General features: G+C 71.1%; 27 protein-coding genes and 1 pseudogene. 14 read left to right on the top strand and 14 right to left on the bottom strand.

The annotated features are described in order from the left end of the window. From DI269_RS27590 to DI269_RS03970, 3 genes and pseudogenes are all read left to right on the top strand, one after another. Positions 1 to 222, top strand: a pseudogene (locus DI269_RS27590) (8-amino-7-oxononanoate synthase); the annotation flags it as partial. Then, positions 219 to 881: a dethiobiotin synthase gene (gene bioD, locus DI269_RS03965; RefSeq protein WP_198667124.1), complete on the top strand. Its 663-nt coding sequence runs from the start codon at positions 219 to 221 to the stop codon at positions 879 to 881. The pseudogene DI269_RS27590 and the gene bioD, both read left to right, overlap by 4 nt. Positions 882 to 941: 60 nt before the next feature. Continuing rightward, complete coding sequence (locus DI269_RS03970; RefSeq protein WP_112133897.1) at positions 942 to 2105, top strand: RNA-guided endonuclease InsQ/TnpB family protein; 1164 nt, start codon at positions 942 to 944, stop codon at positions 2103 to 2105. Between the two features lie 168 nt (positions 2106 to 2273). Here the strand turns inward: DI269_RS03970 and DI269_RS03975 are convergent, their stop codons facing one another. Then, on the bottom strand, positions 2274 to 2792 hold the full coding sequence (locus DI269_RS03975; protein WP_112133835.1) for an NUDIX domain-containing protein: 519 nt from the start codon (positions 2790 to 2792) through the stop codon (positions 2274 to 2276). An 86-nt stretch (positions 2793 to 2878) separates the two neighbouring features. Further along, complete coding sequence (locus DI269_RS03980; protein ID WP_112133836.1) at positions 2879 to 4003, bottom strand: cytochrome P450; 1125 nt, start codon at positions 4001 to 4003, stop codon at positions 2879 to 2881. Between the two features lie 155 nt (positions 4004 to 4158). Here DI269_RS03980 and DI269_RS03985 point away from each other — a divergent pair, with 155 nt between their 5' ends. Further along, on the top strand, positions 4159 to 5511 hold the full coding sequence (locus DI269_RS03985) for a flavin-containing monooxygenase (protein WP_112133837.1): 1353 nt from the start codon (positions 4159 to 4161) through the stop codon (positions 5509 to 5511). Further along, positions 5508 to 6140, top strand: a complete 633-nt coding sequence (locus DI269_RS03990) for an alpha/beta fold hydrolase (protein ID WP_112133838.1) — start codon at positions 5508 to 5510, stop codon at positions 6138 to 6140. Before DI269_RS03985 ends, DI269_RS03990 begins: the two co-directional genes overlap by 4 nt. Before the next feature lie 94 nt (positions 6141 to 6234). On the opposite strand, the gene DI269_RS03995 is transcribed toward DI269_RS03990, so the two are convergent. After that, positions 6235 to 6717 (bottom strand): hypothetical protein, encoded by a 483-nt coding sequence (locus DI269_RS03995; RefSeq protein WP_112133839.1) that lies wholly within the window; start codon positions 6715 to 6717, stop codon positions 6235 to 6237. Then, positions 6710 to 7480, bottom strand: a complete 771-nt coding sequence (locus DI269_RS04000) for an alpha/beta hydrolase (protein WP_198667125.1) — start codon at positions 7478 to 7480, stop codon at positions 6710 to 6712. Before DI269_RS04000 ends, DI269_RS03995 begins: the two co-directional genes overlap by 8 nt. A gap of 212 nt (positions 7481 to 7692) precedes the next feature. Here DI269_RS04000 and DI269_RS04005 point away from each other — a divergent pair, with 212 nt between their 5' ends. Next, positions 7693 to 8370, top strand: coding sequence for a lysophospholipid acyltransferase family protein (locus DI269_RS04005; RefSeq protein ID WP_112133899.1), 678 nt, complete (start codon positions 7693 to 7695; stop codon positions 8368 to 8370). Positions 8371 to 8406: 36 nt separating this feature from the next. On the opposite strand, the gene DI269_RS04010 is transcribed toward DI269_RS04005, so the two are convergent. Beyond that, complete coding sequence (locus DI269_RS04010; protein ID WP_198667126.1) at positions 8407 to 9096, bottom strand: Crp/Fnr family transcriptional regulator; 690 nt, start codon at positions 9094 to 9096, stop codon at positions 8407 to 8409. 328 nt (positions 9097 to 9424) lie between these two features. Between DI269_RS04010 and DI269_RS28035 the strand changes: the two genes are divergently transcribed. Next, entirely contained in the window at positions 9425 to 9973 is a 549-nt protein-coding gene (locus DI269_RS28035) for a polyadenylate-specific 3'-exoribonuclease AS (RefSeq protein ID WP_112133840.1), read from the top strand. Between the two features lie 136 nt (positions 9974 to 10109). Then, positions 10110 to 11135, top strand: coding sequence for a 6-phosphofructokinase (locus DI269_RS04020; protein ID WP_112133841.1), 1026 nt, complete (start codon positions 10110 to 10112; stop codon positions 11133 to 11135). Between the two features lie 175 nt (positions 11136 to 11310). On the opposite strand, the gene DI269_RS04025 is transcribed toward DI269_RS04020, so the two are convergent. Both DI269_RS04025 and DI269_RS04030 read right to left on the bottom strand, forming a co-directional pair. Further along, positions 11311 to 11535 (bottom strand): hypothetical protein, encoded by a 225-nt coding sequence (locus tag DI269_RS04025; RefSeq protein WP_157974750.1) that lies wholly within the window; start codon positions 11533 to 11535, stop codon positions 11311 to 11313. A 216-nt stretch (positions 11536 to 11751) separates the two neighbouring features. Further along, entirely contained in the window at positions 11752 to 12138 is a 387-nt protein-coding gene (locus DI269_RS04030; protein ID WP_157974751.1) for a hypothetical protein, read from the bottom strand. Positions 12139 to 12356: 218 nt separating this feature from the next. On the opposite strand from DI269_RS04030, the gene DI269_RS04035 reads away from it, so the two are divergent. Beyond that, positions 12357 to 13058 (top strand): hypothetical protein, encoded by a 702-nt coding sequence (locus tag DI269_RS04035; RefSeq protein ID WP_112133844.1) that lies wholly within the window; start codon positions 12357 to 12359, stop codon positions 13056 to 13058. Between the two features lie 336 nt (positions 13059 to 13394). Here DI269_RS04035 and DI269_RS04040 read toward each other — a convergent pair whose 3' ends face one another. Both DI269_RS04040 and DI269_RS04045 read right to left on the bottom strand, forming a co-directional pair. Then, the gene (locus DI269_RS04040; RefSeq protein ID WP_112133845.1) at positions 13395 to 14243 is read right to left on the bottom strand and encodes a bifunctional 5,10-methylenetetrahydrofolate dehydrogenase/5,10-methenyltetrahydrofolate cyclohydrolase; all 849 of its coding nucleotides are present in this window, start codon (positions 14241 to 14243) and stop codon (positions 13395 to 13397) included. Then, positions 14240 to 14863, bottom strand: a complete 624-nt coding sequence (locus tag DI269_RS04045; protein ID WP_112133846.1) for a cyclodeaminase/cyclohydrolase family protein — start codon at positions 14861 to 14863, stop codon at positions 14240 to 14242. Before DI269_RS04045 ends, DI269_RS04040 begins: the two co-directional genes overlap by 4 nt. A 158-nt stretch (positions 14864 to 15021) precedes the next feature. On the opposite strand from DI269_RS04045, the gene DI269_RS04050 reads away from it, so the two are divergent. Further along, entirely contained in the window at positions 15022 to 16383 is a 1362-nt protein-coding gene (locus DI269_RS04050) for a class II 3-deoxy-7-phosphoheptulonate synthase (RefSeq protein WP_408612262.1), read from the top strand. Positions 16384 to 16400: 17 nt separating this feature from the next. Continuing rightward, entirely contained in the window at positions 16401 to 17423 is a 1023-nt protein-coding gene (locus tag DI269_RS04055; RefSeq protein WP_112133848.1) for an LLM class flavin-dependent oxidoreductase, read from the top strand. On the opposite strand, the gene DI269_RS04060 is transcribed toward DI269_RS04055, so the two are convergent. The 4 genes from DI269_RS04060 to DI269_RS04075 are packed head-to-tail and all read right to left on the bottom strand — an operon-like array spanning position 17380 to position 19833. Beyond that, positions 17380 to 17943: a hypothetical protein gene (locus DI269_RS04060; protein ID WP_112133849.1), complete on the bottom strand. Its 564-nt coding sequence runs from the start codon at positions 17941 to 17943 to the stop codon at positions 17380 to 17382. The genes DI269_RS04055 and DI269_RS04060 overlap by 44 nt on opposite strands. A 34-nt stretch (positions 17944 to 17977) precedes the next feature. Next, entirely contained in the window at positions 17978 to 18430 is a 453-nt protein-coding gene (locus tag DI269_RS04065; RefSeq protein WP_112133850.1) for a hypothetical protein, read from the bottom strand. Positions 18431 to 18456: 26 nt separating this feature from the next. Next, a complete protein-coding gene (locus DI269_RS04070; protein ID WP_112133851.1) occupies positions 18457 to 19335 on the bottom strand; it encodes a TIGR01777 family oxidoreductase in 879 nt (292 codons plus the stop codon). Positions 19336 to 19344: 9 nt separating this feature from the next. After that, the gene (locus DI269_RS04075) at positions 19345 to 19833 is read right to left on the bottom strand and encodes an RrF2 family transcriptional regulator (RefSeq protein ID WP_112133852.1); all 489 of its coding nucleotides are present in this window, start codon (positions 19831 to 19833) and stop codon (positions 19345 to 19347) included. A gap of 134 nt (positions 19834 to 19967) precedes the next feature. On the opposite strand from DI269_RS04075, the gene DI269_RS04080 reads away from it, so the two are divergent. Further along, entirely contained in the window at positions 19968 to 20453 is a 486-nt protein-coding gene (locus DI269_RS04080; RefSeq protein ID WP_112133853.1) for a cupin domain-containing protein, read from the top strand. Here the strand turns inward: DI269_RS04080 and DI269_RS04085 are convergent. Continuing rightward, a complete protein-coding gene (locus DI269_RS04085) occupies positions 20450 to 21328 on the bottom strand; it encodes an acyltransferase domain-containing protein (protein WP_112133854.1) in 879 nt (292 codons plus the stop codon). The genes DI269_RS04080 and DI269_RS04085 overlap by 4 nt on opposite strands. A gap of 95 nt (positions 21329 to 21423) precedes the next feature. On the opposite strand from DI269_RS04085, the gene DI269_RS04090 reads away from it, so the two are divergent. Both DI269_RS04090 and DI269_RS04095 read left to right on the top strand, forming a co-directional pair. Next, positions 21424 to 21759, top strand: coding sequence for a hypothetical protein (locus DI269_RS04090; RefSeq protein ID WP_157974752.1), 336 nt, complete (start codon positions 21424 to 21426; stop codon positions 21757 to 21759). Beyond that, positions 21756 to 22100, top strand: coding sequence for a DUF3817 domain-containing protein (locus tag DI269_RS04095; RefSeq protein WP_112133856.1), 345 nt, complete (start codon positions 21756 to 21758; stop codon positions 22098 to 22100). The genes DI269_RS04090 and DI269_RS04095 overlap by 4 nt, the downstream gene beginning before the upstream one ends. Positions 22101 to 22111 lie beyond the last annotated feature (11 nt).

Raw genomic sequence — 22111 nt, forward strand, 5'->3', positions numbered from 1 at the left:
GCCCCCGCGCCCGCCGCCGGGGTCTGCTCCCCGCCCGCCGGAGACGCCCGCGCCGCCACCGAATGGGCCGCGCGCTGCGCCGCCCAAGGCGTCGCCGTCGGCTGCTTCCGACCCCCGTCCACCCCCGACCACCGCTCCCGCCTGCGCATCACCGTCAACACCGGCGTCCCCGCGGCCGACTTCGCGCACGCCCTCGACACCGTCCTGGAGGCACGACCGTGATCCCCTTCGAAGGCCCGGTCCTGGTGACCGGCACCGACACCGGCGTCGGCAAGACCGTCACCACCGCCGGCCTCGCCGCGGCCCTCATGCGGCAGGGCCGCAGCGTCGACGTCGTCAAGATCGCCCAGACCGGCGACGATGACGACGCCGCCGAGGTCACGCGCCTCTCCGGCGCCCCCGCCCGCGCCCTCGCCTCCTACCCGGACCCCTTGGCGCCCTACGCGGCCGCCCGCCGCAGCGGCCTGCCGCTGCTCAAACTCGCCGACGTCGCCGACACCGTCCTCGACTCGCCCGCCGAAGTCGTCCTCCTCGAAGGCGCCGGCGGCCTCCTCGTCCAGCTCGGCGAGGACGGATGGACCGCCCGCGACCTCGCCGTCGAACTCGGCTGCCCCGCCGTCGTGGTCGCCCGCGCCGGCCTCGGCACCCTCAACCACACCTCGCTCACTCTCGAAGCCCTCGCCCGCCGCGGCATCGACGCCGCCGTCGTCATCGGCGCCTGGCCCCTCGACCCCGGCCTCGCCGAATACGAGAACCTCACCGACCTCCCCGGAGAGCGCCTCGGCTGGATCCCCGACGGCGCCGCGAACCTCGACCCCGAGGTCTTCCGCCTCACCGCCGCCGAATGGTTCGCCCTCCCCGACCCCGGCCCGCAACCCTGATCCAGCGGCCGGATTGCCTGGCTTCCCAGGTATGTCGCACTTATAGGCTAAAGTCGTGTGGTGTTCTTGCGTTACCGGTTTCGGGTGTATCCGACGGCGCCGCAGCGAGTCTCACTCGCGCGGGCCTTCGGCTCCGCCCGGGTCGTCTACAACGACGCCGTTGCCGCAAGGAGGCACGCCCACGCGGAAGGTCTGGCATACCCCACCACAGCGGCCTTGTCCAAGCAGCTCATCACCGAGGCCAAGCGCACTGCTGAACGTTCCTGGCTGGGCGAGGTTTCGGCAGTGGTATTGCAGCAGGCACTGGTCGACTGCGACAAGGCCTACAAGTACTTCTTCGCCTCGTTGAAGGGGAGACGGCCTGGCCCTCGCATGGGGCCGCCACGATTCAAACGCCGCTCCGGTACGCAATCCATCCGGTTCACCAGCAATGCCCGCTTCTCCGTGCTCGACAACGCTCGCCTGCGGCTGCCGAAAGTCGGGGACCTCCGTATCGCATGGTCACGCGAACTGCCTGCAACACCATCTTCGGTCACGATCATCAAGACCTCGACCGGCAAGTACTACGCCAGTTTCGTCGTCGCAGTCGATAGCGGCGAGGGTCTGCTCGAACCTCTCGACGACCCGGATGCGGAGACCGGCATCGACCTCGGACTCAAGGACTTCGCGGTTCTGCGGGGCGGGAAGGTGATCGCGAATCCGAGGTTCTTCCGCCGTCTTGAGAAGAAGCTCCGAAAGGCGCAGCGTGGACTCTCGCGGAAGATGAAGGGCTCGGCCAACCGGGCGAAAGCCCGGATCAAGGTCGCGAAGATCCACGAGAAGATCAAACACACCCGAGCTGATTGGATCGACAAACAGGTGTCGGCAATCGTCCGCGAGAACCAAGCGGTGTATGTCGAAGACCTGTTCGTCAGAGGGCTCGGTCGGGGCCGCGTCGCCAAGTCGGTCCATGATGCCGCTTTCGGGATGTTCCTGGCCCGCCTGGAGTCGAAGGCAAAGCGGGCGGGTCGAACCTTCGCCAAGGTGGATCGGTTCTTCCCGTCGACCAGGCTGTGCTCCGCGTGTGGGGCTCTGACCGGCCCCCGGGGGCTCGAGGGACTCCAGGCCCGCAAGTGGGAATGCGGATGTGGCGCGAACCATGACCGGGATCAGAACGCCGAGATCAACATCCGCCGCGAGGGCCAGCGCCTCGCGGCGCTCGCCGCGGGGCTCGCGGAGAGATAAAACGCCTGCGGAGGGCTGGTAAGTCTCGGGGAGACCCGAGCGCGGCCCGATGAAACAGGAACCCACCCGTAGTCGGAACGCGTCAGCGGACCGCAAGCCGGGAGTCGCCGCCTCTCAAGGCTGCGAGGAAGTCAAATTTGGCAGCGATCTGGTCTGATTCAGGCCATATCAACGCGATGCGGGCGCCCCTACCCCCGGTGCCCGCATCGCCTCGGGCAGGCCCTTCGCGGCCGCGAACCGCGGCACCGCGAACTCCAGGAGCCAGTCCAGGCCCCAGTCGATCCCCGACGCCGTCACGGGACGGAACTCGGCCCGCATCCGCAGCCCGTCGTCGCCGTCCCCGGTGTGCGGGACCGTGTGCTCCCACGCCTCCCGCGGGTCGTCGGTGGACATCCACGAGTACGTGTTGACCTGGAAGTCGTACTTGACCCAGTCCACCCGCATCAGCTTGCTGCCCAGGGCCTCCCCGAACACGAGGTCGCGCACGCCGGTCTCCTCGACCGCCTCGCGCATCGCCGTCTCGCCGGGCGTCTCGCCCGGCCGCGCCCCGCCCCCGGGGACCTGCACCCCGTCCTCCGGACGGTCCAGGTGGAGCATCACCAGGACCTCGATCCCGGGCCCCTCGGGCCGATGTCGCAGGACGTACGCGGTGCCGCGCTGGCGGAACTCCAGGAACTTCTCAGACATCCCGACAGTCTGGCAAGCGCATGCACCCCAACGCAACGGGTTAGCCCCGCAGCCGCACCGGCTTCAAGAGCCCCGCCGCACCGGCTTCAACGGCGCAGCCGCACCACCAGCGGACCCGGCATGCGGAACGAAAGATTCCGATCGCTGACCGGCGCCGTCACCGTCTCGCAGCGGGGGAGGAGCGGCGCGAGCTCGGCCACCACCACCTCCGCCTCCAGGCGCGACAGCTGACTGCCCAGGCACCGGTGCGCGCCCGCCCCGAACGCCAGGTGACGCCGGGACCCGCGCTGGCCCGGGACCATCGCCGCCGGGCACTCGGCCACGCCCTCGTCGGCGCCCGCCGCCGCCAGCCACACCAGGACCGAGTCGCCCGCGTGCACCGGGACGCCGTCGAGTTCGGTGTCGCGCAAGGCGACCCGCCGCCACGACGTGATCGGCGGCAGCAGCCGCAGCCCCTCCTCGACGATCGCGGCCGACTCGAAACCCAGCAACGTCGGCTCCTCCACGAGGCGGTGCAGCAGGAGCGTGAGGAACTGCGAGGTCGTCTCCTGGCCCGCGACCAGCAGGAAGAACAGCGCCGCCGTCGCCGCGTCCTCCCCGTACTCCTCGAACAGCTCCCTAGTCGCGCCGGCCGACTCGGCGGCCCAACCGCGCAGCAGCGCATGGAAGGGCCCGACCGTCTCGGCGAGCTCGCGCTGGCGTTCAGGCGTCGGGTCGCCCCAGAACAGCTCCAGGGCCGCGCGGCTGAACCGCTTGACCTCGGCCGTCGCGGACACGTCCAGATCCAAGAGGCGCGCCAGCGCGGCCAGCGGGATCTCCGAGGACACCGCCGCGTCGAGGTCGACCGCCTCGCCCGCGCGCAGCCGGAACGCAACGCCCGCAGCGGCTCTGCGGGCGAGGCCGGTGAGCCACGGGCGCAGCGCGGCCACCCGGGCGGGCGCGAAGACCTCGCCGTAGCGTTCGCGGATGGGCCCGTGCGTGCCGGTGTCGTTGTTGGCCAAGGTGGCCGGGAGCCGGAACCGGTGGGCGGCGAGTTCGCGCAGCGGACCGGTGGGGATGGGGACGACCGCGTCGAGGGCGTTCGCGGCCGAGAACCGCTCGCGGTCGGCGAGGACCTCGCGGGCGAGGCGGTGGGAGGCGACCACGACCTGCCCGCCGTGCCGGAACGCCGGGGCGGCGGGGCGCGGATGTTTCCACAGCTCGAAGAGCACGGGCGCAGCCTACCTCCCCCGAAAGTACGAGCCCCGCTCACGGTAATCTGCTCTCAGTCTTTCGGCGCATATCACCCCGGCCGGCCCGGCCGGTCGAGCGGCGCCGGCGACGCCGTCCGGCACAAGAGCAATGCCCACAGAAGGAGAAAGTTCCCTTGCAGGAGTACTCCTCCCAGGCCGCGTACGACCGCGGCGAGGCCGTCTGCGTGATCGGCGCCGGGGCGTCGGGCCTCATCGCCGTCAAGAACCTCCGCGAGAACGGCTTCGAAGTGGACTGCTACGAGCGGGACACCGTCCTCGGCGGCCTCTGGAACCCCCAGAACCAGCACAGCCCGCTCTACCCGAACACGCACCTGGTCACCTCCCGGTCCCAGACCGAGATCCCCGACTTCCCGATGCCCGACGACTGGCCCGACTACCCGTCCGCGTCCCAGATGCTCACTTACCTGACCGCGTACGCCAAGCACTTCGGGCTCTCCGAGCACATCTGGTACGGCTCGGAGATCTCCGCGATCGAACCGGTCGAGGGCTCCCGCTTCGAGGTCGTCGTCAAGCCCGCCGCCGGGAACGCCGCCCGGCGCCTGCGCTACGCCGCGGTCATCGTCGCCACCGGCCACCACTGGTCCCCGAACCTGCCGTCCTACCCGGGCCTCGACCAGTTCCGCGGCTCGGTCCTCCACTCCTCGCAGCTGAAGGACCCGTCCCGCCTGCGCGGCAAGCACGTCCTGGTCATCGGCGGCGGCAACTCCGGCGCCGACATCGCGTGCGAGGCGGCCGTGAACGCCGCCAGCTGCGTCCACTCCGTGCGCCGCGGCTCCTGGCACCTGCCTAAGTACCTCGGCGGCGAGCCCGCGGACTACGCCCTCGCGCGGCTCGGCTCGCGCCCGAAGTTCCTGCGCCGCTTCCTGACCGACCGCCTCCTCAAGGGCCCCGCGAGCCTCGCCGCCCGCATGGGCGTCGCCGCCGAGGGCCGGCCCTCCGCGGAGGAGCCGGTGCGCAACGGCCGCTACATGGAGCACGTCGGCGACGGCTCCATCCAGCGCCGCGGCGAGGTCGCCCGCTTCGACGGCTTCGACGTCTCGTTCGCCGACGGCGCCGAGATGCGCCCCGACCTGGTCGTCCTCGCCACCGGCTACCGCCCCAAGTTCACGTCCGTCGAACCGCGCCTGCTCGGCATCGAGGGCGACTCGCCCTACCCGAAGCTGTACGCGCGCATGTTCTCCCCGCGCATGGAGACCCTCGCCGTCGCAGGGCTCGTCGAGCCCGGCGTCGGCGTCCTCCCCATCGTCCACTGGCAGACCCACGCCATCGCCCACTGGCTCCTGGTGCGCAAGAGCGACCCCGAGCGCGCCGCGAACTTCCGCGTCCAGGTGCGCAGCGAGTCCGAGCAGGACACCGCCCGGCCCGCGGGGTCGTCGCCGCGCCACCAGCTCGCCGTGGACGCCGAGGTGTACCTCGCCAGCCTCGGCCGCATCATCGACACCCTCGAACAGGAGCCCGCCAAATGAGCCTCGCCGCCTGGGTCCGGCGCGCCCGCACCCCCGCTCCCGCCCCCGTCAAGCGCGAGTACGCGTTCTTCGAGCCCGCCGACCTCTTCGACCTTGACATCAAGGACGACCCCGAGGCCAGCCCGGTCCTGTGCTGCACCGGCGACCCCGCCGGGGCTTCGGCCTTCAACGCCTTGTGGCTCAAGCGCATCGCCACCTCCGGCCGGTACGCGGCCGCGGTGAGCGTGCGCGGCCAGGGCAACACGCCCGCCGCCGAGGGCGGCCTGGAGGCCCGCGCCCACGACCTCGTGCAGGCCGCGGTCAACGTCCCCCGCCAAGCGGTCCTCATCGGCCACAAGGAGGGCGCGGCCTGGGCCGCGCTCGCCGCGGGCCGCTACCCGGCCGCGGCGCTCGTCCTCGTGTCCCCCGAGAAGGTCCCGAAGCAGCCCCCGACCCCCGTCGGAGGACCCCCGGTCCTCATCGTCGTCGCCGAGTCCGAGACCCAGTCGAAAGAGGCCCAGACCGCCGCCGACGCCTACGGCATCACGCCCCTGACCTTCGCCGGCTCCCGCGACGACGTCTTCAAAGGCGCCGGCGCCGAAGGACTCCTCGACGCGATCCTCTCCTGGCTCGCCAGCAAGAAGGACTGACCCCGGCGCACACCGAGTGCCTCAGGGCGGCTGGGGAAGGCCCCCCGGTTTCAACGCTACCGGGGGAAAGCTGAAGCGGACCTGAAGCGCCGCGTCAGACGACGGCGCCGTCGTCCTCGTCGGCGTCCTTGTCCGGGCGCAGGCGGCTGATGAGCAGCCACACGCCGATCAGGAAGCCGCAGAAGCCGACCAGTCGGCCCGGGCTCGTGCCCAGCGGCGCGATGCCCGGATTCACCAGCAGCGCCAGGCCCGCGATGATGAGCAGCACCCCGCCCACCGCGGGCAGGGACGGCCACGGCACCGGCGGCGGGTCCGGAGGATCGTAGTCGTCCTCCTCGTCGTCGGGCAGCTCCGCGTCCCACAGCTCCAGCAGGCCCGGCTCCTCGTCGGCCACCGGCTGCGGCGGCGTGACCGCCTCCGCCGGGACCTCCTCGGCCTCCATCGCCCGCGTCAGCGACGGGTCCTCAAGACCCTTCACCAGCTCCTGGAACCGCCGGTCCACGTCCTCGGGCAGGAGCTCGCCCTCGCGGCCGTCCTCCTGCTCGCTGCGCTCAGGCTCCTCGCCCCGCTCAGTCATGGACGCTCCGCGCCTTCGCGAGCTGCCGCTCCATGAACTCCGCGCTCCCCGCGAAGATCGTCTCCGCGTCGTAGTCGAGCGTCGCCACATGGAAGCTCCGCGGCAGCACCGACGCCTCCACGTCCTTCGACCGCACCCCCGCGCGCACCACCGCGGTGTTCCGCGGGTTCACCACGTGGTCCTGCGCGCTCGTGAAGATCCGCAGCGGCACCGTCACGCGCGCCAGCTCCGGCCGCGTCACCTTCCACAGCTGCCGCAGCGACACGTACGCCGCCACCGGGGTCCGGTCGGTCGTCTTCTCCCGCACGTCGGGCTTGTTCAGGTCCGAGCCGATCGACGCCACGCTCGGCATCACGTACTTGATCAGCGGCGCCAGGAACCCCTGCGGCTTCGAGTCGAAGATCGCCGGATTCACCAGCACCAGCCCCGCCAGGTCCCCGCCGCGCAGCTCGGCCAGCCGCAGCGTCAGCGACCCGCCCATCGACAGGCCGCCCGCGAACACCGGGCGCCCCAGCGCCAGCGCCTCGTCGAGCGCCTCCTCCAGCCGGCCGTACCACTGCCGCCAGTTCGACTTCGCCAGCACCTGCCACGTCTCGCCGTGGCCCGGCAGCAGCGGCGCGACCACGTTGAAGCCCGCGTCCCGCAGGTACTCGCCCCACGGCCGCATCGACGCCGGGTCCGAGGTGAACCCGTGGCACAGCAGCATCGTGGCCTTGGCGTCAGGACCGAGGTCGAACGTGAACTCCTCGGAATCGATCGACACGTCGCCTCCCGGATCGCTGAATGACGGGCGCCGGACCGGCCCGGCCGGGTCGCGGCACACGGGCCGCGGCCGGGAGGTCCCTTTTCGCGCTGCGTGCCCATTCTCGCACGCGCCCGCCCCGCACTGCCACCGCTGAGGGCCCGCCGGTCCGCGCTCCGGCCCGGAGGCCGTCCGCTGGATTGACCGCTGCCGATACGCTTGGACGCGTGATCATGTGGTGGTTGTTGAAGGCGACATTGGGGTCGCTGCTGTGGGTGGTCTACCGCCCGAAGGTGGAAGGGCTCGAACACGTGCCCGAGGACGGTCCGGCGATCCTCGCCTCGAACCACCTCGCCGTCACCGACTCGTTCTTCATGCCCCTGGTCGTCAAGCGCCGGGTCACCTTCATCGCGAAGGAGGAGTACTTCACCGGCACCGGCTTCAAGGGCTGGTTCGTGCGCGCCTTCATGAACGCCGTCGGCGCCATCCCGGTCGACCGCGCCGGAGGCGACGCCGCCAACGTCTCCCTCGACACCGGCAAGCGCGTCCTCTCCGAAGGCCGCCTGTTCGGCATCTACCCCGAGGGCACCCGCTCGCCCGACGGGCGCCTCTACCGCGGCAAGACCGGTGTCGCCCGCCTCGCCCTCCAGACCGGCTCCCCGGTCGTGCCCGTCGCCATGCTCAACACCGGCGAGCTCCAGCCCATCGGGCGCCGCATCCCCCGCATCGGCCGCGTCCGCATCAAGTTCGGGCCCCCGCACGACTTCAACCGCTACCGGGACCTCGTGGGCGACCGCTTCATCGAGCGCGCCGTCACCGACGAGGTCATGGACGCCCTGCGCGAACTCTCCGGCCAGGACTACGTCGACGAGTACGCCGCGAAGGTCAAAGAACGCGGACAGAAGGGGTAGCCCCCCGGCCCGCGCCGCACCTTACTTCCTCACGTTCTACTCGGGCCCACCGAAACCAGCTCGTCGCCGCAGCGCCGGCAGGTCCACCACCACGATCTTGCGGCCCTCCGTCCGCAGCCAGCCCCGGTTCGCGAAGATCCCTATCGCCTGGTTCACGCTCTGGCGCGACCCGCCCGCCATCTCCGCCAGCTGCGTCTGGTTCAGCTCGATCGTCGTCATCGGCGACGAATGCTGCTCCGCCAAGCGCACCAGCGTCTTCGCCACCCGGCCCGGCAGGTCCAGGAACACGTGGTCCGAGGACTGCTCCGTCAACCGCCGCACGATCATGCCCATCGACCGCAGCACCGCGTCGAGCATCTTCGGGTTCCCGTGCACCAGCTCCAGGAACGACGACCGCGCCAGCGCCAGCGCCGACGTGTCCTCCAGCGCCTCCGCGCTGGCCGACCGCGGCGAGCCGTCCAGGAGCGACACCTCGCCGAGCACCTCGGGCGCGCGTGCGACGTGGAGCATCGCCCGCTCGCCGGTGGCGGCGGTCCTGAAGACGCTGACGGCCCCGGAGCGGATCATGATGAGCGACTCACCGGGCTCCCCTTCGAAGAACAGCAGGTGCCCACGCCGGTAGTGGCGCTGTACCGCCACCCCTGCGATCTGCCGCCTGGCCTGCGGGTCGAGGCCGGCGAACATGGCGACGCCTGCAAGCGGGTCTTCAGATGGGCTGACACCCATAGTTCTCCCCCTTCGGTGGGTCCCGGGTCCGCGGGTTCCCTCCGATGATCGCTGTCTTTTCCGTCGTTGTACAGGGCCCGGTGTCGGAAACTTCACGCTCCGTTGGGTCGTGTGTCCAGACGGTGCACTTGTCGCTCGGCCGAGCGTACGATCGAGTCTACGTGCTTTCGCGTCTATTGTCCGGTATCGCGATTCTCATGTGCAGATTGCGAGGTCAGATTCCGGCTGCCTGATCGTATGGCGTAGCGTCGACTCCAGCCCGGCGACATACGGGCGGGTCCCGATTCGGGCCGAACAGACCGCCCGTGATCATACGAAAGGCCGATGCGTGGCGTACCGCTACTTCTACGACACCGAGTTCATCGAGGACGGTCGCACGATCGACCTGGTCTCGATCGCCGTCGTCGACGAGCGAGGCCGCGAGTACTACGCCGTGTCGACCGAGTTCGACCCCTCCCGGGCCATCGACTGGGTGCGGCGCAACGTCCTCGACAAGCTCCCGGCCCCCTCCAGCCAGCTGTGGAAGGACCGGGCGACGATCCGCGACGAGCTGTACGAGTTCCTCGTGGAGCCCGTCCGGCGCAAGACCGGCAGCCACCCGGGGGAGCGCGTGGAGCTGTGGGCGTGGATCGGCGCGTACGACCACGTCGTGCTCGCGCAGCTGTGGGGCACGATGCCCGAGCTGCCGCGGGCGCTGCCGCGCATGACCAAGGACCTGCGCCAGCGCTGGGAGGACCTGGGCCGCCCCGAGCTGCCGGTGACGCCCGACGCGGACATGCACGACGCCCTGACCGACGCGAAGCTCAACCTCGCCCGCTGGAAGACCCTCGAAGCCGCACGCGGCGACCGCGCGGGCGTGCTCGACTCGCACCACTGATCCCGTTCGCGCGTCCCGTCCGCTGGTCGCGCCCCTGAACCCCTGGTCGCCGCTCCCGGGCTCCGATATATGGTGGGCGGTGTTTCGGCAATGAGGCCGCCCAGTTAACAGTCCTCACTTCTAGGGAGTTAGACGCATGCGCATTGGCGTGCTCACCGGCGGCGGCGACTGCCCCGGTCTCAACGCGGTCATCCGAGCCGCTGTCCGCAAGGGCACCAAGGAATACGGCCACGAGTTCGTGGGCTTCCGCTACGGCTGGAGGGGCCCGATCGAGGGCATCACCCAGGAGCTGAACTGGGACGTGGTCGAGAACATCCTCGACCAGGGCGGCACCATCCTCCACTCCTCGCGCACCAACCCCTACAAGATCGAGGGCGGCGTCGAGGCCATCAAGAAGAACATGGCGGACCTGGGCGTGGACGCGCTCATCGCCATCGGCGGCGAGGACACCCTGGGCGTGGCCACGAAGCTGACCGCCGACGGCGTCAACTGCGTGGGCGTGCCGAAGACGATCGACAACGACCTGTCGGGCACGGACTACACGTTCGGCTTCGACACGGCCGTGAACATCGCCACCGAGGCCATCGACCGCCTGTGGACGACCGCCGACTCGCACGACCGCTGCATCGTCGTGGAGATCATGGGCCGCCACGCCGGCTGGATGACGCTGCACGCGGGCATCGCCGGCGGCGCGAACGTGGTCCTCATCCCCGAGGTCGCGTTCGACATCGAGAAGGTCGCGAACTTCGTCAAGGAGCGCAAGGAGGCCGGCAAGGCCACCATCGTCGCGGTCTCCGAGGGCGCGCACGCCCAGGAGGGCATGGTCCTCAAGGACGGCGAGGTCGACGCGTTCGGCCACGTCAAGCTCGGCGGCGTCGGCGACTGGGTCGCGGCCCAGATCAAGGAGCGCGCGGAGATCGAGACCCGCGCGATCATCCTCGGCCACCTCCAGCGCGGCGGCACCCCCACCGCGTTCGACCGGGTCCTCGCGACCCGCCTGGGCCTTGAGGCCGCCGACGCGGTCGACGAGGGCGACTTCGGCAAGATGATGGCGCTCCAGGGCACCAACGTCGTGCGCATCCCGATCCACGAGGGCACCGACGTGCTCAAGACCGTCCCGGTCGAGCGCTACGCCGACGCCGAGGTCTTCTTCGGCGTGTAGCGCACGCCGAAGGCCCGTCCAGACCCCTGGGGTGGGCCCCCGATTTCAACGCTACGGGGGAGTTCCTGAAGGGGAGCTGAAGGCGGGCCGGCCGCAAAGCACTGCGATTGCGCAACCACGGGCACGCCCGGTCGTTAGACCGGGTGTGCCCGTGGCTTATGCAGAGGCTGATCCTCTAGAGACCGACCCTTCGCATGTGGAAATCGGCGAGATCCCGCATCTCGCCGATTTCACGTATCACAAGACCCTCGTGGACGTCGACTTCGACGGCGTCCCGGTGGCGGGTCTCGACGCCGACTTCTACCGGCGCCCGGTCGGGGACCGGCTGCTCAGCGTCGGCGTGTACCGGTTCGGCGGGGCCGAGACCCACCGGGCCTGGGGCTGGGTCGGCGAGGCGCACTGCTCGTGGCACGCCTACCGGGACCCCGGCACGGGCGGTTTCGACGGCCCCTTCGCGGGCTGCCCGCTGCTGCGGGTGCTCCGCGAGGGCGACCGGGCCCGCGGGTTCGAGCTGGGCTCGGGGAGCCCTGCAAGGCGGTACCTCGTCGATCCGGATCATGTTGTGGCGGGCGCGGTCACCGCGCGCCCGGTCGGGCCGGTCCCTGCCGGGTCCGGCTCAGTCGCCTTCCGCGACCCGGGTCTCCGCCTGGGCGCTCTCCAGACGGGTGGCCCGTCGCGTGTAGACGATCGCCGCGGCCGTGATCGCGAGCCCGAGGAACAGGCCGCTGCCGGCGAACAGGGCCGAGGCCCCCGGTGAGAACCCGAGGATCGCCACCGGCACCTGCACGATGCCGATCAGCCCCACCAGCAGCCACTTGCTCCGGCCCCGCCCCCACAGCAGCGCCGTCCAGACGGGCGCGACCACGATGGCGAGGGTCGCGATGTCGAGCGCCCAGTGCAGGACCGGGTTGTGGACCCGGTCGTGCTGGAACGCCATCGCCGGGCTCGACACCGCCAGGATCATGGCGGCGACGGTCGCCACGAAGGCAAGACGACGTGTCATTCGTGACCTCCTTTGCGTGCGGAGTCTTAACGCTACGTGCAGTAGTCGCCCATGTCTGTCGGGTATCCGCCACTAGCCGGACCCGGATCGAACGGTCATCTGGCACGAATCGGGGGAGGCGCGGCGGGCCCGGCCGCCATACAGTGCTCGTGAATCGACGGTGGGAGGAACCTGTGGTGGGTCAGGCGGGCCATGGCGGCCTTGATTGGGCGGGCCTCGTGCTCGACCGCGGCCTCGACGCGGCCGCGGAGCGCGAAGCGCGCGCGGCGGTCGCAGGCTGGCAGCAGTTCGCACGCCGCTACCGGCTCGACTTCCGGGCCGAACTCGAACCCGAGGACCGCGGCGGCGAACCGGACGAGGTACTGAGCGCCCTTGGGGCCCTTGGCTTCCCGGTCGCACAGGTCCGCGGCTGGACCCGCGGGGCCTGGGACGGACGCGACAGCTTCGGCTTCTGCGCCGTCGACGCCACCGCGGCCGGATCCCGCTACCACCTGCGCTTCACCGCGACGCGGCTGCGCCGCGACCGCCCCGACGTCGTCCAGCACCGCCTCCTCGACGGCGACTCCACGATGGCCGCCGCCTGGCACCCCCAGCGGCACCGCTACGCCGTCGTCACCCTCGCCGAACCCCCGCGCCCCCAAGTGCGCCACCGCGGCCGCCTCGGCCAGGCCGTCGACCGCTTCTTCCGCACCGCACCCCGCCGCCTCCACACCCCCGACCCCCGCTTCGCCGAAGCCCTCGCCACCGAAGCCGAGACCGCGGGCCTCGACCTCTTCCGCTGGTCCTGGGCCGCCAAAGGCGGCTGGCTCACCGCCTGGCGCTCCGACACCACCGACGGCGACGACCACCACAAGCGCGCCCGCTTCATGGACTTCCTACCCGCGCTGGCGGACTGCATCGAGCGCACCGAGACCGCATGACCCCGCAGCCGACGACCGCCTTCAGCTCCGCTTCAGGTTCGGCCCGCTAGCGTTGAAATCGGGGGCCCACCCCACGACCCCGATCGGCTCTCGCCGTGCCCACTTCAGCTCCGCTTAAGGTTCGGCGAGCTAGCTTCGAATCCGGGGGCCCTTCCCCAGCGTCGAGCCGAGGCTGCCGTGTGCCCGGCGTGGCATCGCGCTTCAGCTCCGCTTCAGGTTCCCCTGTGTAGCTTGGAAAACCGGGGGCCTTCCCCGAGCCCTCCGACGGCCTTCGGCATGCACGCGAACGGCCGACCGCCCCTTCGGGCGGTCGGCCGTTCGCGTTGCGTCGCTTGCTTACGGGTGGGTCTTGGACAGTTCCGCCGCTTCGACCGTGTGGCGCAGCAGGAGTGCCGTCGTCACCGGGCCGACCCCGCCGGGGACCGGCGTCAGGCGCCCTGCGATCTCGGAGACCGCCGCGTAGTCGACGTCGCCGACCAGGCCGCCGTCTTCGGTCGGGTTGGTGCCCACGTCGATCACCGTCGCGCCCGGCTTGACGAAGTCCGCGCCGATCATGCCCGCGCGGCCGACCGCCGCCACCAGGATGTCGGCCTCGCGGCACACGCCCGCGAGGTCCTTCGTCTTCGAGTGGCACACCGTCACCGTCGCCGACTCGTTGAGCAGCAGCAGCGCCGCGGGCTTGCCGACCACCGTGGACCGGCCGACCACCACGGCCCGCGCACCCGAGAGCGTCAGGTCCTCGCGCTTGAGCAGCTCCAAGACCGCCGCCGCCGTCGCCGGCGCCCACGTGCGGCGCCCCTGCGCCAGGCGGCCCAGGCCCTCGGAGTTCGCGCCGTCGATGTCCTTGAACGGGCTGATGTACCAGCCCACCTCCGCCAGCGTCACCCCTTCGGGCAGCGGCGTCTGGCAGATGATCCCGTGCACGTCCGGATCCGCCGACAGCTCCTGGAGCTTCGCGATGATCTCGCCCTTGCCCGGCTCGTCCAACTGCTCGATGCGGCAGTCGACGCCCTCCTTCTCGGCGGCCTTCTTGATCGACCGCACGTACCAGGCCGTGCCCTCGTCGTCCGTCGGCACGACCACTGCAAGAGTCGGAACGGTCCCGTTCTCGCGCAGCTTCGCCGCCGCGGCCGAAACCTCGGCCCGGATCTCCTTGGCGACCGCGCGCCCGTCGATATCGCTCATGCCCGGATCCGCTTCGCCACCGCGTGCATGATCGCCTCGGCCTGCACCTTCGCCTGGAGCGCCTCGTTGAGCGCCCCCGCGAGCCGCTCGCGCTCGGCCGGGTCCTTGATCGACACCAGGTTGATGTCCACGTTCAAAGCCGCCGACTCCAGCGCCGACTTCGCCGCCGACGCCGCCACCGCCACGTCCGACAGCACGTTCGGGTTCGAGCCCTCCAGGACCCGCCCCGACAGTTTGATGACCTCCGCCGACACCTGCGCCACCGCCAGCGGCACCGCCGCCGCGTCGACCAGGCCCGACTGGATCGCCGCCGTCCGCGCCGCCTTCTCCTCATCCGAGGACTTCGGCAGTTTGTAGGCCGCGATCACACCCGAGAACGCCTCCGCGTCGTCCTCCGCCAACTGGAGCGCCTCCAGCCGCAGCCGCTCGGCCTCGGCCAGGACCTCCCGCATCACCGCCTCGTGCTCCGCGAACTTCGGCTTCCCGATCGTCAGGTTGCACACCATCGAGACCAGGGCCGCGCCCATGGCCGCGTTCACCCCCGCCGCGGCGCCCCCGCCGGGCGCCGGCTTGTCCGACGCCAGGTCGGACAGCCACTCTTCAATCGTCGTCTTGCGCACCCGACCAGCCTAGACGCGCCACCAAAGGTGGGATGTCTCCGCGCGGCCCAGTGTGTCGCGCCGCCCGCCGCGGCTCAATCCATGGGATTGCCAAATCGGCGTCGCCGCCCCCCGCGGCGCCCGCGTACGATATCGGCGTGAACCGCCAATGGCATGACCTGCGAAACCCCGGCCTCGTCCCCGTCGTCGCGGACGAGGACGAAGCCGAGCGCTACCAGCTGGACGCCTGGCGGGACCTGCCCCGAGAGCAGGTTCCCCCGTGGCCCGACTACGCCGAGGTCGAAGACGTCGCCGGCGTCCTCGCCGGCGTCCCGCCGATCGTCGCGCCCTACGAGGTCGAGCACCTGCGCTCCCTCCTCGCCGACGTCTGCGAAGGCCGCGCCTTCCTCATGCAGGGCGGCGACTGCGCCGAGACCTTCATCGACAACACCGAGCACCACGTGCTCGCCAACATGCGCACGCTCCTCCAGATGGCGGTCGTGCTCACCTACGGCGCCTCGCTGCCGGTCGTCAAGGTCGGCCGCGTCGCCGGCCAGTACTCCAAGCCGCGCTCGGCCGCCACCGACTCGCTCGGACTGCCCGTCTACCGCGGCGACATGTTCAACTCGCTCGAAGCGACCGAAGAGGCCCGCGTCGTCGACCCGCAGCGCATGATCCGCGCCTACGCGAACTCCGCCGCCACCATGAACATGCTCCGCGCCTACCTGCGCGGCGGCCTCGCCGACCTCATGGCCGTCCACGACTGGAACAAGGACTTCGTCCGCACCTCCCCGGCCGGCGAGCGCTACGAGGCCATCGGCCGCGAGATCGACCGCGCCGTCCGCTTCATGGCCGCCTGCGGCGTCGAGGACGACAACCTCCACACCGCCGAGGTCTTCGCGTCCCACGAGATGCTCGCCATCGAATACGACCGCGCCCTCACCCGCATCTACGACGGCAAGGCGTACGCCCTCTCCGGCCACATGGTCTGGAACGGCGAGCGCACCCGCCAGCTCGACGGCGCCCACATCGACTTCCTCTCGCGCATCGCCAACCCGGTCGGCTGCAAGATCGGCCCGACCGCCACGCCCGAATGGGTCGTCGAGATGTGCCAGAAGCTCAACCCGGACAACCTCCCCGGGAAGCTCGTCATCATCACCCGCATGGGGCACAAGAACGTCCGCACCCTCCTCCCGCCGATCGTCGAGAAGGTCGAAGCCGCCGGGTGCAAGGTCGTGTGGCAGTGCGACCCCATGCACGGCAACACCTACGAGGCCGCCTCCGGGTACAAGACCCGCGCGTTCGACCAGGTCGTCGACGAGGTCCTCGGCTTCTTCGAGGTCCACCGCCGCATCGGGTCCCACCCCGGCGGCATCCACATCGAACTCACCGGCGAAGACGTCACCGAATGCGTCGGCGGCGCCCAGGAGATCCGCGACGACCAGCTCTCCGACCGCTACGAGACCGCCTGCGACCCGCGCCTGAACACCCAGCAGTCGCTCGAACTGGCCTTCCTCGTCGCAGAGATGCTGCGCCACTAACCCATAGAGTGGTGTGCATGAGTGCACACGACGTGTTCCTGCTCGGCGGAGTGTTCCCCGGTACCGCACCGGCGGCGACGCTCCGCCGAGTCGTCTCCTATGCGCGCCAAGCGGAAACAGCAGGTCTCGACGGCGTCTGGACCGCCGAGCACCACTTCATCGAATACGGCGCCAGCCCCTCCGCGACCCTCATGGCCGCCCACCTGCTCGCCGCCACCGCGAACATCCAGGTCGGCACCGCCGTCGCCGTCCTCTCCAACCGCCACCCCGTGGCCCTCGGAGAGGAGGCCGCGACCCTCGACGCCCTGGCCCCCGGGCGCTTCCGCCTCGGCGTCGGCCGCGGCGGCCCCTGGATCGACCTCGACGTCTTCGCCACCGGCCTCGAACGGTACGAACGCGGCTTCGACGAAGGCCTGCGGCTCCTCGCGCGCTGGCTCTCCGGCGACCACGAGGTCGCCCACACGGGTGAATTCTTCGACGTGCTCCCCGTGCGGCCCATGCCCCCCGGCACCGGCGCGCCCATCTGGGTCGCCGCCACCGGCGAGGGCACCGCGCGCCTCGCCGGGCGGCTCGGACTGCCGCTCATCCTCGGGATGCACGCTCCAGATGAAGAGCACTGCTCTCTGATCGGAGCATGGCGCGCCGAAGCCGAGGCCGCCGGGCACGACCCCGACGTCGCCGAGCACTGCTCGACCCACCTCGCCCAGGTCGCCGACACGCCCGCCGCGGCCGACCGGCTCCGGGCGTCCCTCACCGAGCTGCTCACCCGCGGGGTCGGCCAGTACGTGTCCCTCAAGCCCGGCCGCGCGCAGCGCGACCACGCGGCCTACGTCGACTGGATGAGCGAGCGGCACGCCGTCGGCACCGCCTCGCATGTGGCCGAACGGCTCGCGGCCTCCGCGGAGGCCACCGGCGTCGCCCGCCAGCTCCTCCTCGTGGAGGGCCTCGGCGACCCCGAGGCCGTGCGTGACAACATCGCCGCGCTCGGGCAGGCCCTCAGTACGGCCGGAACTGCGGCGTCTGCGGCGGCAGGCCCCTGAGCGGATCGCGGCCCTTCTGGCGGAACCACTGGTTCGCCGAGCCGGTGAACAGGCACAGAAGCGTCACGAGCGGGAACGACAGCCCCAGCAGCGTCCAGATCAGCCGCGACCCGTCGACCGCGGCGCCGGCCTCGTCGCCCGCCTGGAAGCCCGTGTACAGGCCCAGGAACCCGGTCACGACGGACGCCAGCATGATCAGGATCGTCAGCACCTGCGCCCAGCGCCGGCCCGCCCCGATCTTCACCGCCAGGATGCCGTAGAGGATCACGACCAGGACCGTCGCGACGACGACCACGACCACGAGCGCCGCGAAGTCCTCGATGCCCTCGGTGAGGTCCTGGTCGAACGCGAAGTCGCTGAAGTCGACCGAGGTCCAGAACACGCTGACCAGTCCCGTCCCCGCCCCGCAGCAGATCAGGAACGAGAACTGGAGCCACATCATCACCTGCGCGGCGGTGACGGTCCCGGGCTTGCGGTGCAGCAGCTCCGGCGGCAGGGGCGTGGAGGGCGGGGTCAGCATGGGCGGGTCCTTACCAGTGGGCGGTCCCCGAATTCTAGGGCTCGGGGGCCACCGGGTCGGGGCCGGTGAACCAGCGGTCGGCTTCTGCGGTGCGGAGGTTGACCACGGTCATCGTCTGGAGGGCGAACCAGGGGAGGGCGGTGGCGAAGGTGATCCAGGGGACCGGGGACTCGAAGGAGACGGCGACCGCGCCGGCGGCGAGGACGAGGGAGGCGATCGTGGCGGCCGTGCGGGCCCCGGGGAAGCCGTCGGCGATCATCAGGGTGAGCAGGCCCGCGCCCATGCCGAGGGCGGGGACGCCGACCACGAGGAGGAGCAGGGCGAGGTCGGTGCCCGCCGCGCTGATCATGAGCGCGCCGAACGGGTGGGGGACGAGCGCGGACAGCAGCAGGCCGCCGCCCACGAAGTAGGCGAACTGGAGCCACAGCCCGGTCTGGGCGAGGCGGATCGAGCGCGGCTTGTCCCGGCGTTCCCTTGGTGGGGTCATGGGCCAAGTGTCGCTCGAAAGGGCCGTCAGCGGGGAATCGCGGTGCGAAGGGCCTCGAAGACCGTCTCGTCCTGGAACTCGTAGCCCATCGCTTCGAGCTTCCGCGGTTTGATGTTCGAGCCGCGGAGCATCTCCACAGCCGCCTCGCCCGCGACGATCTTCACGGCCCACCCCGGGATGATCCACGGGGCCGGGCGGTGGAGGGCCGCACCGAGGGCCTTCGCGAAGTCCTTGTTGCGCACGGCGTTCGGGCCGACCATGTTGACCGGGCCGGCGACGTCGCCTTCGATGATCAGTTTGGCCGCGGCGGTCCAGTCGCGCAGGGACATCCACGACAGGTACTGGCGCCCGTTCCCGAAGCGGCCGCCGAGGAGGAACTTCCAGGCGGGGGCGAGGCGGGCGACGAGGACACTGCCGGGGCCGAGGACGTGGCCGGTGCGCAGGTAGACGACCCGCGCGCCCGCTTCGGCTGCGGGGGCCGCGGCCTGCTCCCAGGCGAGGCAGAGCCTGCCGAGGAAGTCCGCGGCGGCCGGGAAGGTCTCGTCCACCTCGACGTCGGCGCGGTCGCCGTACCAGCCCATGGCGGAGCCGTTGACGAGCGTCGGGACGCCCGCCTGCGCCACGGCGGTGGCGAGGACGGTCGTCGGGATCACGCGCGAGGTCTTCAGGCGCTGCTTGTACGCGGCGTTCCAGCGCTGCCCGCCGATCGAGGCGCCGCACAGGTTCACCACCGCGTCGACGCCGTCCAAGATCTGCGGGTCCAGGGCCTCTTTATAAGGGTCCCAGCGGATCTCGTTCTCCTCGTCGGGCCGGTGGCGGACCAGCCGCACGATGTCGTGGCCGTCGAGGGCCTTCATCAGGGACCTGCCGAGGTAGCCGCTCGACCCGGCGATGACGATGCGCATGGCGACAGCCTATTGCCTCGGCCGCGCGTACCAGTCCTGGACTTGCGTTCGCAGGCCCGGCGCCTGGAGCTCCGCGTTCGCCTGGATCGCGGCGAGGGTCTGCGCGGCGAGGGCCCGCCGCCATTCGAGCTCGGCGGTGCGCATCGCGGTGTCGATGGCGCACGGGGCGCGGAAGACGGACGCGGGCTCGTCGGCCCAGACGCCGTGCTGCCTGATCTCGGCGCACTGGAACGCCTCGTCGGGGCCCTCGATCGCGGTGAGGACGTCCATGAGGGTGATGTCCTCCAGGCGCTTCGCGAGCCGGAACCCGCCCTTCTTGCCCGCGGTCGAGGTGAGGATGCCGGCCTTGACGAGCGGCTGGAGCTGCTTGTTGAGGTAGGCAGCGGGCAGGCCGTACCCGGCCGCGAGCCTGGCGGTGGAGACCGGCTCGCCCGTGCCCATCCAGTCGAGGAGCAGGCAGCAGTGCGCGGCCCATTCGACGCCTTCGCTGATTCGCATAATCGCGATACTAGCCCTCCTGGTTGCGGAGGGAAGTGTCCTGGAGCACCTTGGTTGACGATCCTTATCTAGACATGTAATATCTAGATATGAGTTCCGGCAGAGGCCGGAACCGAGACACGGAGGTCCACGACATGAGCACCGCCCCGAAGCCCGTCATCGCCCGCGCCGCCACCGCCGAGCGCCTCGCCCACGCCCAGGACTCGGTCATGACCCTGCTCGCCGACTCCTCCGAGACCGGCGGCGCCCTCTCGGTCCACCGCTCGATCTTCCCCAACGGCGGCGACGGCGCGCCCTCGCACTTCCACACCGCCGCGAGCGAGTCGCTGTTCGTCATCTCCGGCCGGCTCCAGGTCCTCGCCGGCGACGAGGTCGTCGTGCTGGAGGCGGGGGACTTCGTGACGATCCCGCCGGGCCTGCCGCACGCCTTCGGCGCGGTCGCCGGGCACGACGCCGACGTCCTCGCGGTCTTCACGCCCGCGGCGGACCGCTTCGACTACTACCGCCTGCTCGAACGCGTCGTCGCGGGCCAGGCCGACCCGGCCGAGATCCCGGCGTCAGGGCAGCGCTACGACAACCACTACGTCGCCAGCGACGCGTGGGTGAAGGCCCGCGCCTAAAGGCCCAGCCGCGCCAGGTCCAGGTGCCCGAAGCGGTTGCGCCACTGCACGTCCGCTTTCAACCCGGCCAGGACCGAGCGCTGGAGCGTGTTGTCCTGCGGGAGCTCGTCGACCGGGGTGTCCTCGGGCCGGCCGAACACGAAGCGCCACAGGTCGGAGCGGTTCCCGGCCGGGTCGCCTTCGCCGTCGAGCGCGAACAGGGCCGCGAACCCGGGGATGTTCGACCGCTCGGGGAGCCAGTCCCGCAGCTGCGGGTCGAGCAGCCACGACTCGCACACGAACGCGAGGTCCTCGGGCCCGGCGTACCGCTCGGGGAACACCGCGGGCAGGAACTCCAGGGCCCACTCGACCGAGTCGCGCACGGCGTCGAGGGTGAGCGGCCCGCCCTCGCCGCGGATGTGGAGCCCCGCGAACGGCTTCGGGTCGGGCCCTTCGACGGAGAACTGGAGCCGGCCGAGCTGGTACAGCGAGCCGCGCACGTGCCCGGTGAACCAGTGGGCGACGTCGAGTCCGGCGCGGCCGTAGAGGCGCCGGTTGAGCCGCAGCTTCTCGCCGAGGTCGCCGAGGAGGCGCCGCGACAGGTCCTCGTCGACGCCGTGCCCGGCGTGGAACGCGAGCATGTCGGGGACGGCCGCGAGGATCGGGAACAGGCCCGCCAAGGGGTGGTCGGCGGGCGGCTTGGGCCAGGCGAGCCACTTCTTGCCGCCCATGTCGGCGGCGATGCTCTGGTAGAGCCGGTCGGTGAGTTCGCGCGCCGCGGGGTCGAGGGCGCCGAGCGCGGCGACCGCGTCGTCGGCGTCCTCCGCGTCGGCGCCGCACCAGTCGAGGAGCAGCTCGCGGACGGCGGCGGCGTCGGGGGCCGGGTAAGCCCGCACGGCGCCTGCCTGGGGAAGGTCCTGAGTCACCGGCCTATGTCACCACGGACGGCCCCCCGGCGGCAACATCGGGTCGGTCACCCTAGTCTGGGGGCGTGCGACGGTTGCTGACGCCCCCATGGATCGTCCTCCACTGCTTCGCCGTGGTGCTGACGATCGCCTTCGGGCTGCTCGGGTGGTGGCAGCTGACCCGCGCGCAGGGCGGCAACGCCATCAGCTGGGGCTACGCCCTCGAATGGCCGCTGTTCGCGGTCTTCACGGTCGCCTTGTGGGTCAGGCAGATGCGCCTGGAGCTGCACAAGGACCGCCCCGAAGGCGAGGAGCCGCGCCGCGGCCGCCCCGAGCCGCCCCCGATGACCTCGCCGTTCGAGGCCTCCATCTTGAGCGCGCGGCAGTCACCATCCGATTCCTCCCAGGGGAGCCACGCTTGAACGCCGCTCTGAAACGCTTCCGCATCGTCGCCTGGATCGTCGGCACGTTCCTCATCATCCTCATGTTCGTCGCCATGCCGCTCAAGTACTTCGGCGGCGACGACACGCTGGTGACGGTGATCAGCCCGATCCACGGCCTCTGCTACATGGTCTACCTGGTCCTCGGCTTCCACCTCGCCCAGCAGGCGGGCTGGCGGTTCTGGCCGCAGACCGTGGGCCTCCTGCTCGGCGGGACCGTCCCGGTCGCCTCCTTCTTCGTGGAGCGCTGGGCGCACCGCCGCATCCTGGAGGAGCACCCGCAGGCCGCCGACCCGAAGGTCCGGCACGAAGAGCACGTTTAGAAGACGACGAG

It is taken from the genome of Glycomyces dulcitolivorans, from assembly GCF_003265355.1.
In the GTDB taxonomy this organism is placed as follows: Bacteria; Actinomycetota; Actinomycetes; order Mycobacteriales; family Micromonosporaceae; genus Glycomyces; species Glycomyces dulcitolivorans.